Origin of the sequence: Fibrella forsythiae (genome assembly GCF_017353175.1) — a bacterium.
Classification (GTDB): domain Bacteria; phylum Bacteroidota; class Bacteroidia; order Cytophagales; family Spirosomataceae; genus Fibrella; species Fibrella forsythiae.
Map to the genome: position 1 here is coordinate 1 of NZ_JAFMYW010000026.1, position 12,212 is coordinate 12,212.

At 46.4% G+C, this 12,212-nt stretch carries 20 protein-coding genes; 11 read left to right on the top strand and 9 right to left on the bottom strand.

From position 1 onward, the window contains the following. The first annotated feature begins 835 nt into the window (after positions 1 to 835). Positions 836 to 1,462, top strand: a complete 627-nt coding sequence (locus J2I46_RS31925; protein ID WP_207333175.1) for a sce7726 family protein — start codon at positions 836 to 838, stop codon at positions 1,460 to 1,462. On the opposite strand, the gene J2I46_RS31930 is transcribed toward J2I46_RS31925, so the two are convergent. The 6 genes from J2I46_RS31930 to J2I46_RS31955 all read right to left on the bottom strand — a co-directional run bounded on the left by J2I46_RS31930 (position 1,404) and on the right by J2I46_RS31955 (position 6,607). Continuing rightward, a complete protein-coding gene (locus J2I46_RS31930) occupies positions 1,404 to 2,438 on the bottom strand; it encodes a beta family protein (RefSeq protein ID WP_207333176.1) in 1,035 nt (344 codons plus the stop codon). The genes J2I46_RS31925 and J2I46_RS31930 overlap by 59 nt on opposite strands. A gap of 52 nt (positions 2,439 to 2,490) precedes the next feature. Next, a complete protein-coding gene (locus J2I46_RS31935; protein ID WP_207333177.1) occupies positions 2,491 to 3,576 on the bottom strand; it encodes a hypothetical protein in 1,086 nt (361 codons plus the stop codon). Then, a complete protein-coding gene (locus tag J2I46_RS31940; protein ID WP_207333178.1) occupies positions 3,557 to 4,495 on the bottom strand; it encodes a hypothetical protein in 939 nt (312 codons plus the stop codon). The genes J2I46_RS31935 and J2I46_RS31940 overlap by 20 nt, the downstream gene beginning before the upstream one ends. Before the next feature lie 321 nt (positions 4,496 to 4,816). Next, a complete protein-coding gene (locus tag J2I46_RS31945) occupies positions 4,817 to 5,608 on the bottom strand; it encodes an ImmA/IrrE family metallo-endopeptidase (protein WP_207333179.1) in 792 nt (263 codons plus the stop codon). Then, positions 5,595 to 6,014, bottom strand: a complete 420-nt coding sequence (locus J2I46_RS31950) for a hypothetical protein (protein WP_207333180.1) — start codon at positions 6,012 to 6,014, stop codon at positions 5,595 to 5,597. The genes J2I46_RS31945 and J2I46_RS31950 overlap by 14 nt, the downstream gene beginning before the upstream one ends. Beyond that, a complete protein-coding gene (locus J2I46_RS31955; protein WP_207333181.1) occupies positions 6,011 to 6,607 on the bottom strand; it encodes a hypothetical protein in 597 nt (198 codons plus the stop codon). The genes J2I46_RS31950 and J2I46_RS31955 overlap by 4 nt, the downstream gene beginning before the upstream one ends. A 280-nt stretch (positions 6,608 to 6,887) precedes the next feature. Here J2I46_RS31955 and J2I46_RS31960 point away from each other — a divergent pair, with 280 nt between their 5' ends. Continuing rightward, complete coding sequence (locus tag J2I46_RS31960; RefSeq protein ID WP_207333182.1) at positions 6,888 to 7,226, top strand: YegP family protein; 339 nt, start codon at positions 6,888 to 6,890, stop codon at positions 7,224 to 7,226. A gap of 22 nt (positions 7,227 to 7,248) precedes the next feature. Then, positions 7,249 to 7,527, top strand: coding sequence for a DUF3892 domain-containing protein (locus J2I46_RS33635; RefSeq protein ID WP_207333183.1), 279 nt, complete (start codon positions 7,249 to 7,251; stop codon positions 7,525 to 7,527). Positions 7,528 to 7,679: 152 nt separating this feature from the next. Here J2I46_RS33635 and J2I46_RS31970 read toward each other — a convergent pair whose 3' ends face one another. From J2I46_RS31970 to J2I46_RS31980, 3 genes are all read right to left on the bottom strand, one after another. Then, positions 7,680 to 7,916 (bottom strand): hypothetical protein, encoded by a 237-nt coding sequence (locus tag J2I46_RS31970; protein WP_207333184.1) that lies wholly within the window; start codon positions 7,914 to 7,916, stop codon positions 7,680 to 7,682. 144 nt (positions 7,917 to 8,060) lie between these two features. Beyond that, the gene (locus J2I46_RS31975) at positions 8,061 to 8,276 is read right to left on the bottom strand and encodes a helix-turn-helix domain-containing protein (protein ID WP_207333185.1); all 216 of its coding nucleotides are present in this window, start codon (positions 8,274 to 8,276) and stop codon (positions 8,061 to 8,063) included. A 153-nt stretch (positions 8,277 to 8,429) separates the two neighbouring features. After that, complete coding sequence (locus J2I46_RS31980; RefSeq protein WP_207333186.1) at positions 8,430 to 8,837, bottom strand: hypothetical protein; 408 nt, start codon at positions 8,835 to 8,837, stop codon at positions 8,430 to 8,432. 95 nt (positions 8,838 to 8,932) lie between these two features. On the opposite strand from J2I46_RS31980, the gene J2I46_RS31985 reads away from it, so the two are divergent. From J2I46_RS31985 to J2I46_RS33255, 8 genes are all read left to right on the top strand, one after another. Beyond that, entirely contained in the window at positions 8,933 to 9,181 is a 249-nt protein-coding gene (locus J2I46_RS31985) for a hypothetical protein (RefSeq protein WP_207333187.1), read from the top strand. 74 nt (positions 9,182 to 9,255) lie between these two features. After that, the gene (locus tag J2I46_RS31990; RefSeq protein ID WP_207333188.1) at positions 9,256 to 9,468 is read left to right on the top strand and encodes a hypothetical protein; all 213 of its coding nucleotides are present in this window, start codon (positions 9,256 to 9,258) and stop codon (positions 9,466 to 9,468) included. Continuing rightward, positions 9,461 to 9,772 (top strand): hypothetical protein, encoded by a 312-nt coding sequence (locus tag J2I46_RS31995; protein ID WP_207333189.1) that lies wholly within the window; start codon positions 9,461 to 9,463, stop codon positions 9,770 to 9,772. Before J2I46_RS31990 ends, J2I46_RS31995 begins: the two co-directional genes overlap by 8 nt. A 97-nt stretch (positions 9,773 to 9,869) precedes the next feature. Continuing rightward, positions 9,870 to 10,199 (top strand): hypothetical protein, encoded by a 330-nt coding sequence (locus J2I46_RS32000; protein WP_207333190.1) that lies wholly within the window; start codon positions 9,870 to 9,872, stop codon positions 10,197 to 10,199. Between the two features lie 3 nt (positions 10,200 to 10,202). After that, the gene (locus J2I46_RS32005; protein WP_207333191.1) at positions 10,203 to 10,631 is read left to right on the top strand and encodes a hypothetical protein; all 429 of its coding nucleotides are present in this window, start codon (positions 10,203 to 10,205) and stop codon (positions 10,629 to 10,631) included. 445 nt (positions 10,632 to 11,076) lie between these two features. Further along, the gene (locus J2I46_RS32010; protein ID WP_207333192.1) at positions 11,077 to 11,793 is read left to right on the top strand and encodes a hypothetical protein; all 717 of its coding nucleotides are present in this window, start codon (positions 11,077 to 11,079) and stop codon (positions 11,791 to 11,793) included. A gap of 6 nt (positions 11,794 to 11,799) precedes the next feature. Beyond that, positions 11,800 to 12,024 (top strand): hypothetical protein, encoded by a 225-nt coding sequence (locus tag J2I46_RS32015; RefSeq protein WP_207333193.1) that lies wholly within the window; start codon positions 11,800 to 11,802, stop codon positions 12,022 to 12,024. After that, the gene (locus J2I46_RS33255; protein WP_262898079.1) at positions 12,021 to 12,143 is read left to right on the top strand and encodes a hypothetical protein; all 123 of its coding nucleotides are present in this window, start codon (positions 12,021 to 12,023) and stop codon (positions 12,141 to 12,143) included. The genes J2I46_RS32015 and J2I46_RS33255 overlap by 4 nt, the downstream gene beginning before the upstream one ends. Positions 12,144 to 12,212 lie beyond the last annotated feature (69 nt).

The following is a 12,212-nucleotide window of genomic DNA, read 5'->3' on the forward strand; positions in this document are numbered from 1 at the left end:
CCCGTTCCCATACCAGTGGTGGGGTACGCGGAGCCGGAGGCTGCTCAGGTCTACGTCGGCGGGCAGCTGGCCTGTTCCCTCCAGGGTGAAGCGGGAGGTTTTTACCAGCTCCCCAAAGCCATCCTCCACTTGCCTGGTAGCAACCAGGTTACCTGGATTCTGCACGCTTGCGCCCGGTAGGTGCCGGATCGTCGTATCGACACCCTCGCCCTGAGCCAGGAAATACCGAATGTCTTTGAGCGTGTACTGGGCTGGCGTCCCTTGAGCGTGTACTGGGCTGGCGTCCCTAAGTCAGCCTCGGGGAGATCGGGCCTCGAGCAGGCGGTGAGCAGCGTGAGGGGCAGCCCTATCAGGGCTGCCAGGCGGGCCAGGGGCGTGAGAAGCGTAGTCATACCAATTCGTTGAGTGAGCTACTTATTGGTGGATAAAGCCCCTGCCTGCGAGTATTTACTATCCCCCTTTGCTTCGCTAACTTTAATCGGACGCTATAAATGATGGAAAGTTGCTGCCGGTGATCGGCTCATCGGGTATGCCCGCTCTTTGTAAAAACGGCTTCAGAACCTGGCCTGATAAGTAGACTTTATGAATGGCTCAGGGCTATACCAAGCTATAGATTGTTCTGTAGCGTTCCAAAGACGTCCGTTGAAGATATGTAAAGAAAGGAAAAGTAGGAGGTGAAGTGCGATAAGTTCAGACTGTAATATCTCTAAGGAAACTGGTTAATGTAATAAGCAAGCACCGATAAAGAAGACCAGACAGGCATTTTTTCGATATTTATACCTTGAAGCAGTAGTGGTTCGTTGAGTGGAACTTATGTTTGCGGTATAACTTACTTATGCGCGATTACGATATAAGGCATTCTCTTCACAATCAATTTCTTGCCCACTACAAGCAAGATGGGCATTCTATCGTTGTCGATGAATTGGGCGTTTGTAACGGTCAATCAGTCATTGATGTAGCTGTTATCAATGGTTCCCTTCATGCTTTTGAAATAAAAAGTGATGCTGACACGCTAGTCCGCCTACCAAAACAGGTAGCGCACTACAATAAAGTGTTTGACTATGCGACTATCGTAGTAAATGGTAAATATGTACATAGAGTAGCCTCACTTGTTCCGTACTGGTGGGCTATCTGGTTGATTTATGAAAAGGATGGTAAGATTCTAAAGACAATTGTACGCGAAGGTGAGCGGAACACAAATATTGATGCGTTCTCGGTAGCTCAGCTATTATGGCGGGAAGAGGCGCTTAATCTGCTTGTTAAATTAGACTTGGCAAAAGGCATGCGCACGAAACGCCGTTGGTTACTTTGGCAGCACTTAGCCGAAAATGTACCTGTTGATCGTTTATGTGAATACACTCGGCAATACTTGAAAGAAAGAAGTGCTTGGAAAGAGTCAAAATTTACCCCTTCCGAAGAAGCTCTAACGTCTTTACGAAGTGATGATTCTGGGTCACTCTGACCCAAATAGCTGGTGTACCGGGCCCTTCTCTGCCCTCGGCACAATCCGTAATAAACTGATCACCCCAGCTAAAGCTTTGTCCTGAATAATACGGCTCTTGTAATAACTCTGCTGCTTTCACTCTGTACTGACCCATAGCTAAAGCATGATCCTGCGCCCTTTGGCCTCTAAAGATAACGAAGTGATTCTCTGTCGTATATTTTATTGAACAGGTTCCCTGATGTTTTACGGCCTCTAAATCGTAATTCGGATGCGCATTACCATAGTCTGCATAAATTAAACGACTACTTCCAATTTCAAAATTCTTGACATTCTTCCACAGTGTCCATTCAACCCGGGTAATAGGCGTTTTCGTATCTGACACAAACTTAGTCAAGTCAGCTGGAAAGGAGCCTGCCCCCATAATGCATTGTCTAATCGGCTCTATCTTGGCTAAGCGAAGTGCTATAAGTTCCAGTGAGTTAGCATAGCTAGCTTCGTGAGAGGCTGTTACAACTCCAAAATCTATAACTAAATCTATACTGCTACTATCAATAGAAAAATAGCTTTTTATTCTGTTAATTGAATTAATTATAGTCTGGGCATTTATGTTATTATTTCTAATTCTTAAGCAAATACCGTGGCTTAAAAAATCTTTGTAAAAGCTTAATATCCAATCAGCGGAGTCAGGATAGACAACTGGAATAATGTTGATGCCATTGTTTTTAAGTTTGTTAAAAAAATCTTGGGTAACACCAAATTCATATTGTTGCAAATAGCTACTATCCAGATAAATTCTGTTACCCGGAAAAGACCAGGAATCAACTAAAGGCTTGATTCTGGTTTGAACATAGTCTTTAACTCTATCCTCTTTAGCATCGGGAATTAGCTGGATTAAAGGAATTGTATTGTCTTTCTGATCAGGGAGTAAATAGGAGAGTGCAATTAGCTCGCCTTCTTTGCTGACCAGGATAGGGGTATAGAGGTGTGAGGACATTAGTAATTTGGTTTAAAAGGGGGATAGAATACAGTGGTTTCTCATGGAATTACTAACTAGGTAAACCGGAAAGTAGCTGACGATAGATCAAGGTGAAACGGTCAGCGTCCTGCGCCATAAGTAGTAACACATCCTTACCCGTTGCCTTGCGAATAAGTAGGCCCTGCTTATAGGTTTTAATGGCGTAAATAGACTCAAATTTTATTACAGTCGTTTTCTCGCGGCTTTCAAAAAGTAACCGTTTGTTGGTCAAGTAAAGACGACCTGTATGGATTAGTTTTAGAATAGCGAATGTGTCTTTTTGCACTGGCACCTTGACAGAATCCAAATCAACACTATCGAAAGATTGATACTGCTCATAATGATCTGTATAGTTTGCCCGGCGAATGGTAGCTCGTTCTTCAAACCAGTTTACCTCGCTGGTCTGAAAGAAGCAACGCTCTGACTTTTGTAGAGGTATGCCCACCTCAAGTACTGGCAATGGCATGGATTCGATAGTCCAATAACGCCCGTAACGATCCATGATTTGCTTGATTTGGGCGCTTGGTTTAACGCCAAAACCCTGGCTAACCTTATTCAATCGCCGAAGGTTATCTGGACTAAGCCGGGCCTTGGCTCCAAGTTCATCAACTAGGCTGGATAAAAAGGACTGACAAACATCGCTGTATATTCGGTCAGCTGCTTCAGTGGTAAGCGACAACCATTGACTCAGCTTCGCTAGAGCTTCTTTGTCCGCTTCATTAATGTATCCATACTGAATAGCTTGCTCAACTTGTCTCCGGTAAACGCCTTCACCAATCAGGCTATGTAGTTGCTGAACGGAGGAGATAGGGAGTTGGAAGATCGTTTGCAGATGAACTATATCGCTTAGTTCCTCAAGGCGTAGTTGGGGAGCACCTAGCCTGTAATTCAAGTGAACGGCGTAGAACTCCTCCAGGTTGAGTTGATACTGATTCAGTTGAAGGCCATATTTTGCCTCAATGGCTGTCAAATCAGCAGGTGTGATTGATTCGATGGGCTGTGTGGCCAAGAGATTATTCAGCTCAATCACCGCGTTCTGGGACGGACGTTGCCCCAGTATTCGTTGCATCAAGCTTTGTTCTACTAGAGGACGGGCTTCAAAAATCGTTGACTTCATATTTACGGTAAGTTTCGTAGATGGGTAGGTTCCAGTTACAAACGCCGCCGTGGTGCGAGCAGGCTCCAGATCCTTTGGCATTGGAGGGGCTGTAACTTCCATCGCAGCATACTGTCTGGTAATAAGAAACCTTGCGTATCAGCGGGTTTAGCTTTTCATAAAGCTGAGCGGACGATTCATGGCCTGCTTTGGAGGCTTGCCGCAGGTTGTCCAGAGCCTCCGATTTCCGGCCTATACACTGATAACAAAGCGCCTGTTGGTAGAGCATATCGCCATCTAAAGCGCCCATCTCGTTATACGTTCCAATCGCTAATTTGTACTGTTTAGTCCGTGCGTAAGCTGTTGCCAGATTTAGTTGTACTTGCCGCTGCTGTACAGGTTCCTTAGACGTAACAAAGCGCGTAGCCTGTCTGTATAGAGGGATGGATTTAGCATAAGCCCCTTTGTTTGACAGCGCTTCAGCAGCAGTCAAATAGCTACGCAGACTATCTAGCCGCTGCGTTTCCCGGCGCTGGGCTGCCTGCTGTTCTTGCAGATTGGCTAGCATAACCAGTCGCAAATGCTCATTGATTTGATCAACGCGCCCTTGGTACTGAATGCCGGTACCAACTACCAGTAGCCCTACCGCTCCTAATGTAATGGCTTTGAGCCTAGAGGTGAAAACAAATCGCAGGCCACGCTCGAGGAGGCGTTTTCCCCAGTCAGAGGTGAGAAAGGCGAAGATGCATAAGGCCAACGCAAAGCCTTGATGGACTTGTATCACCATCAAAGCAGCAAAGAGTAGCGCAATACTCCCTGCATTCCAAAGCAGTGCGCCAGCGGAGTCAACTTTTTCTACCTGGGAGGTATTTCCTTGTTTGAAGTAGTCGGGTAGTACTCGGTAGCGTTCAGCAATTAAATTGGGTACATACTGCTTCATGTGTGTGATTTAGGGGAAGGGGGGTAGTGTGGCACAATTAGGGACTATATTTTCATATTTCTTATAATAGTAGACAAAAAAATCAACTGCTTTCGTAAGCGGTAGCTAACAGTAACATATGATATACATAGTTGTATCATTCGTTTGTGGCAAGCTGGCTGTGTTAACCTGCGAACGCATCCATCTATAAACGAACAAACCGGCTCATCGCTAGACAAGTCGGTTTATAGCAATGACAGCTAAGAAATTATGCGTCAAGCCAGATTGTGAAAATACTTTCTAAACAGGTTTTTGGGTTAGAAGGAATAAGCTTTATTCATATTAATCTTCCCAAATAATACTTATTGTATAACCATACGATTTCACAAATAGGCAGTACTCATAGAAAGTAGAATCTTGTTCGTCATAGCGCATCTTAAACCAATCTGACTTCCAGATTTGTTGTTTTAGTTCATCTGAGTAGTATACTTTACCTTTTGTGAAGCTTTCGTAAGCAACAGAACCAATAGGTGGATGCTCATCGTATTTAAACTCTAAAAAAGGTCTGAAGTCGTGAGATGTTTTCCACCATTTCATTTTATTGTCTTTACAATAAACTATACAGACAGGATGATTACCTCTTTTGACAAACTTTAAAATTGCTGCTGTTTTGCTTACTTTGAATTTCTCTGCAAGATGAGTGATAACGTGTGGTCCAAACTTCTTAGAAAAACATTCATTATAAAAAATTTCCGTAGGCATTAAAAACTCAGCTGCAAATTCGTTAGCTTCTACCTCTTGAGGCCCAGCTTTATACCAATTGATTAAATCATATTCTGTATCTGCAAAAATAGGAGACAAATCTTTATGCATTTCATAGTGACCTAATTCATGAGCAGCAGCAAATCTTTTCTTTGATTCAAACGTAATGTTTGAATTTATAGTTATTATAGAACGACCTCCTACTGATACTATTTCCCCTTCTTTACTTGTTAATGGTACTTCTTCATAAAATGCGCGCCTGCCCAGGATTATAGACTTAATAGGCATAGAAGTTGGGTCATCCAGTCCACATTCATTTAAGACTAATTTAGCAACTAATTCAGATTTAGTGAATTTGTTATTCGTTAACATTTTTATCTTCGTTTTCTGTAAATTTTAGATAAAAATATTTAACCAAGGTAACCTTAATATCTTCTTCCGTGAAAGATTCAATATTACGATTATGTAGAATTAACTTCTCTGATATTGCGAATTCAGGAAATGAAAAATTAACATTCTTTAGAAGATCTTCAACCCAAACAATAGCTTTATTTTTAATGTATTCAGTTGAATTCATTTCTTCCTGAGTCTTTAATGACTGCATCTTTAAACGCATCTGTTTCACACGTTTCATGCCTTCATTTATAATTGAATCTCGGTTAAGGCCTTCATCGGCTAAATATCTATCAGATTCTTGCCTATTACAGTGCGAAAATTCTAAATCTGCTACGATTAACTTAAAGAAATCTGATTTGTTTTGTTTCGAGTTCGAATTCATATTACTTGTCGTTTTAGGCCAAATTTAGTGGCGGTATTTTTTAGAACAGTTTTTAACCTTCTCATACCATTATCATATTCGGCTTCGCTCATATTGAATTGTTCTATTATATCTCCTCTTTTTAAATCTGAGGTAATTCCTAAAAATATCTCTTCTAATATCGTATTACCTTCGATTTCTGAATTAATATGGTTAGTTACAGTTTCATAGTCTATTTTATCCCCAAAATAATTTTCCAAATACGGGAATAAAGATTCAATATAGTTACTGTCACTCTCATCTTCAGATGAATTATAATATATATCTAATGTTTCGGTATTCTCTGATGAAACAACATCTGTTCTAACTAGGTTTCTTATTATATGAAACTTTATAAAATCTTGAATCGAACCTAGTTCAGGCTTATATTTTTCTGGATTAAACATGTATCTTTCAATGCCTTCAGATACATAATCATGTACTTGTTTGCCTTTTATAAACGACGAATCATCTAGCTTCTTATACCACATTCTATTTTTTAATAGTTTGTCAGTGAAAATGTAAAGGCATTCATATAAGTCTTCCCATTCTTTATTTGTTTTTATCTCATTCATAAAATTTAGGCTTGGCGCGGTTTTAAATTAACACAATAATCGACTGCTATCGTAAAACCACTTTAAAAGTAGAATCAATGTACAATAAGCAGGTATAAAACCGCAGCTACAATATAGCTAGAGTCATGAGCGCGAAAGCGTAGCGCGAGTTCTATCTACTCGATCATAGGCTGGCATGCCACGTATCTATGTATGTTATCGAGAATTTTTTTTTTACAGCTACCTGCAAAAAATAGCAACTCGTTAACATACTAGAGTATAACCACATTCAAACAACGCCATGGTAGTATATCCAAAATTTCAAGTTTTCAAGTCATTAGCCAATAGCCAGTACTACTACAGGTTGCGGGCGGTCAATAGTGAACCCATTCTGAGTGGCGAAGGCTACACGTCGAAGCAGTCTTGTTTAGTTGCAATTGCCTCGGTTAAAGCTAACGCCCCATACGATTTTCGGTATGAACGCAAAAACGGTACAGCTAACTACACTTTCAATCTGAAAGCTTCGAACGGCGAGATCATAGGAAGAAGTGAGAACTATACCACTTCTGCCGCTAGAGAGAATGGAATTGAAGCTGTTAAAAGAGATGCTCCAGTAGCAGCAATTGAAGATCTATCATAGTTACCCTTAAATAAACATCTAGATGTCAAACCGTATTACACACATTCGCAAGCCTAACGCCAGTAGTGAAGTAGAGCATATTACCGACATAAAGGGAAGTCATACAAATGGCACCATTACGTTTCAGTATACTGTGGCACAGGTAGTACAGTACCTGAAAGACGGCTATTCTTTCTATGTTCAAGTAGGCAGCACACAAGTTTCTGTGACGTATCAAAAGAGTGCAGCAGGTAGAGAGTACATAAAAACAAAACCAGACTCGACTCAGAAGGACAATTTGTTAAGTCTACCTCAATTCTGAGATAAGTCTAATTAATAACGTCGCCACAAAACCCCACCTCTTGAAGGGTGGGGTTTTGTACTTTCTAGGGTTGTATCTTAGAAGCTATACTCAAAAGCTCATCTACTAATCGATTAGTTTTGAGACTAATAAACCGGTCAGCTGCACTATTCCTAAGCCAACGCCTCTACAAGCAGCGGGTCTAATTCCACGATTACCTCGGCAAGCGCTTGGCTCAACTGCTGCTCGCTCGCCGTGGCTACATAGCTATACTTTGCTCTAAACGTCGGGTTGCCCAGCGTCAACACCACGTTTTGCAGGGTCTCTAACTGTTGCTGTAAGGTTTGAGCAATAGACTCAATAGGAGTTGCACCACCCATAGAATGGGCGTAATTTTGTACCGTGTTCATTTGAACGTATGGTTTGAGTGAATTACCTGCCCCTCCGCTACGACCTGCCAAGATTGGAAGCGTTGGGGCTTTTTTGTTGCCTTTCGGTATTACAAATATAATCAGAAGGTAGGATATATACTACCTTGCGGAGTAAAAAAATAGCTATTCCTTTAGCCCTATAAATACTGCTTTATCGAGAGCAGCGAATATTTTGTCCAATGTGTCGATAGTCAGGTTCTGCTCACCGCGCTCATACTCAGTCACAGTGTTCTTAGCAACGCCTAATTTTTCTCCTAACTCTTTCTGAGTCAATCCCCTTGCCTTACGAGTTTCTCGTATTAAAGTTGCTACCTGTTGCTTAACGTTTTGCTCTGTCATTGATCTAATCCTCTTTACCAACTTCAAAGATACAAGTTCACCCTATAATGCTTTTGTAGCAAGTATGCCTTCGGACCTGTTGTAAACATATAAGCTGATAAGCGATACCTATATGCAAGTAATAGGCCTTACAACCTTTTGATCTCACTTATATCAGCCAAGTTTCTTACTAAGCTCTTCATATAACAAGATAGTCCGTCTTAAATCTGCGATGATCTGGTCCTTCTCTTGCAAACGTTGTTGACAATCTGCCAAGTCTGCCTCTGACTTCGCATTGTCTACAGGTGTGGCTGGTAAATTGGTTTGTTTAATAATTGCCTGGGCATTTCGAGAAGTGCCTTTCACACTAGTTTGTTGTTGGATAGCCGCAGAGCTAGGCTCAAGAAAAAAGTAAACGTTTTTTCCTGCCGCCTCAGCTATTTCCATTAACACACCAACCTTCATATCTTCTACGTTCAACCTCTTTTGAAGGCTCTGAGGGCTAATACCTAAGTTGCGAGCCAAAGTCGCTAGTGGTACCCCCGCCGCCTCCAATTTCCCTTTCACGTACTGTCCTGTCATAACTATTTTAGGGTATATTTATTAAATTTTTATATACCTTATTGCTTATATAAACTATAAGGTTTATGTTTGTCTAAATATTTCGACAAAGGTACATGGAGACGGTGAAGGAAATCAAGGCGCACTTACGTCAGGGTGACTGGGAAAGAATCGCCCAGCTTACTGGGTTGAAATACCATAACGCTTATAAGACTTTCGAGCGCCCTACCGCTAAACGGCATAAAGACGTCGTAAAAGCTGCCCGCGAAGTCGCTCTCTTCAATAAGAGACATGGTTTCTGTGCCGGAATGATCACCAACGCAATCACCTTAGCGGCTACGTCGAATGAACAATTAACTGATTAAGCTTACTATCCTTTGACAAAAAGCCCCAGTCCTGTCTAGCACACAGAACCGGGGCGATAAACTGATTCGGTCTAATGAATCGTACAAATGTAGTACGTAGCCCCCTTGTGTCCCAAGGGCAGCTACTAAGCGGCTCACTCAGCCGCCTCAAGCAAATCCAAGATTATCAAAACCTGGCCAAAGTCCGCCTGCGGGAACGCCTCCACGGCTCCCCCACCAGCGCCACCCTCTACGACATGCTCATGCGGGATCAGCTCACCTTAATTAAGAGCAATCCGCATGCCTAGCCCACACCTTAAGCCCAGCGCCGCCAATCGCACAGTCCTGGCTAGCCAGGACCCTGACCTGGAGCTGGTAGTGCGCCGGTTGCGCACGCTGTACGCCCAGCGCCTGCACTGGCAGCAGGGCAAGCCTATGAGCCTTGTGATCCGCCCCTTCAGCGCCGTGGAGATCAGTTTGGACCCCCTGGAAAGTCTGGTCGTCAGCAGCGAGGACCCCGACGCACACTTATTATCCGTGCCCCTGAACGCCCTGATCGATCACTACGAACAAGTGTTATGGCTGGCCAAGATCCCCCTGCCCACCATATGAGCACCCTGGCCCTAACCGTCATCGGGCTGCTGGTCGCCTCCCTGGTGATTCCCGCCCTGAGAAGTGCCTGTAAGAATCCCCTGGATAAGCACCTGCCATGAGCCCAATCTGTCCCTACGTGGAGGCGGTGGACCCCAATCTCCAATCAGTAGCCAGTCAGGCCCTGCACTGGCTGCACCTGGACGAGCATACCTGCGAGCTGCGCAGACTTACGGAGGAGCCCCAGCTGGACGGCTTTGGCAAGCCCACGACTCAGCTACTAGGCATGGTCAAGTACAACCCCGACGTGGAGCTCTACCTGGCCTACGTGCAGGCCTGGCTGGACCCGGGTAAGCGCCCGCTCCTGCTGCCCATCCTGGCCCGCTTCCATAGGCTGCTGGCCCAGAATGAATTGATCCACTTTCTGCTGACGACTAACCGCCTCTGAGTCATGGCTACCTTCCACTCCCTGCTGAAGACGTTCGTCAAGCAGCACATCGCTGCCCCCGGCCCTGTGGCCTCCCCTATCCCGCCCACGGTGATCGATGCTGCCCAGCGCTGGCAGACCCACTTTGTCTGCCCTCAGGCGCTGGCCACCGTGCGCCGGCTGATCGATCAGGACATGCTCCGCTGGCTGGATCGCCAGCCCACCTACGTGCCCCCCAGGCTGCTCACGGTGGTGGAGCAATTAGTCCCCCAGGAGTACGGCATGGTGGTCTTGACTCACGAGGCCTGGGTGAAGATCTCCCACGCGCTGATCACCTACGAGATCGTTCAGGAGCAGCTTCGAAGCGTCCCCATCCTGGAAGGCACAGCGCCCGCCCTGGTGCTGCGCCACCTAGCCTGCGTCAGGAACGTACCCCGCCAGCTGATTGCCTAGCGCTTCTCACAAGATTCAGTTCTGACCTGTTCATCCCAGTCCAACGCCCCGATCATTGCCCCCCTGACTACCTAAGCCCTGTTTAACTACCCCCTGCTCTGTATGACTACCGCCTGCTCCCGCCCCCCGCCCTCCCGCTAAGGACCATACCGCCCTCCCCAAGCCCCCATGCTGATTGCAAGCAGCTGCCTGGCTTAATCCCGCTATACCGCTCAAGATCAACCCTTTAGCGCTTGACCAATCCCCCTATGCCCCGGCAAGCAAGCCGGGTTTTCTTACCGCCTAAACCGCAGTTATTCGGTTAGGAGAGCCTTTGTCCTGGAACAAATGTGACAGAAGTTACTCCGTAGTTCCTCTGGGTTACGCCTTGGGTTACTCTGTAAACGTTAGGACCCCAAAAATCAAAAAAACAACCCCGGCGCCGTCCGGAAAAATCAACGCAATCATGACCGCTTCAAACGCCTCCAATCGCCCCCAACCCCGCGCTTTTTCGCCCCTTAAGTTCAAGTCCGACCCCGCCAGCAGCACCTACCGCTGGGAGATCGACCTGACCCAGGACGGCACCAACCGGGTATCCCTGATGGAGGGCTATAGCAAGGGCCAGGGCTTTGAACTCACCAACAAAGCGGAATTATTAATCCGCAAGCTGGGCAACCCCCTCTCGCTGTATCTGCCCAAGAGCGATGAGATCCGGCTGTATGAGAATCTGACCCAGCTGCCCTCGGGCCAAACCTTGCGCATTCCCAAGGAGCAGCAGATCTGTATCCTGGTTCTGTACCGCAGTGGCTTCAAGGCCCACAGCTGGGTGGCCCAGTGCGAGCCCATCCTGACGCACCTGAACGGGATCTACCAGGTGCTCACATCCACGGGCCAGCCGCCCCAGCACCGCCCCGGCAACGCCCGCAAGAAGGTCTGGTTTCCCGAGCTGGACCACTCCAAGTACACCTTCGGGAGTCAGGAGCAGTTGCAGCTCTTCTGCCGCTCGATGCTGCCCAGGCACGGGGCGGAGTGCATGAACAAGTGGTGGAAAGCGCACCTGGCCATGCAGCCCGAGCTGGCCACCCCCGGCCCGGCCCTGTTGCAGACGCCCCCCACGGGCAGCGAGCACCAGGCTACCCAGGCGGCCACCCAGGCCCTGTACACCAAGTTCAATCAAGGTTAAGCCCCTATGAGCCTAGCCGAGGAGATCAAAGGCCTGCCCCTGGCCACGCTGCTGGACTGCCGGGGGCACTACGAGCGGGCCATTCGCCTGGAGCGCTCTTCCCTGGGGCAGGCCATTTGCCTCCATACGCTACAGCTGATCAACCGGGAGCTCACCCGGCGAATGCCACCCATGCCGGGTGAGGGCCTGCCACTACCTAATCTGCCTGTCCTATCGCTCCCCCTTCCATGACTAGTACCAGGCGCTTGCCTACGCCCCTGCCCAGTCTGCATTTTCGCGGGCTGGGCAGACCCGTTCCCATGGGGCAGATCCTGCGCTTTGAGGCGGCGGACAACTACACCCGCATCTGAGTGCAGGGCCAGGTCCGCCCCCTGCTGTATGGCTACACCCTGCGGGTGATGTGCCAGCGCTTTCCCTTT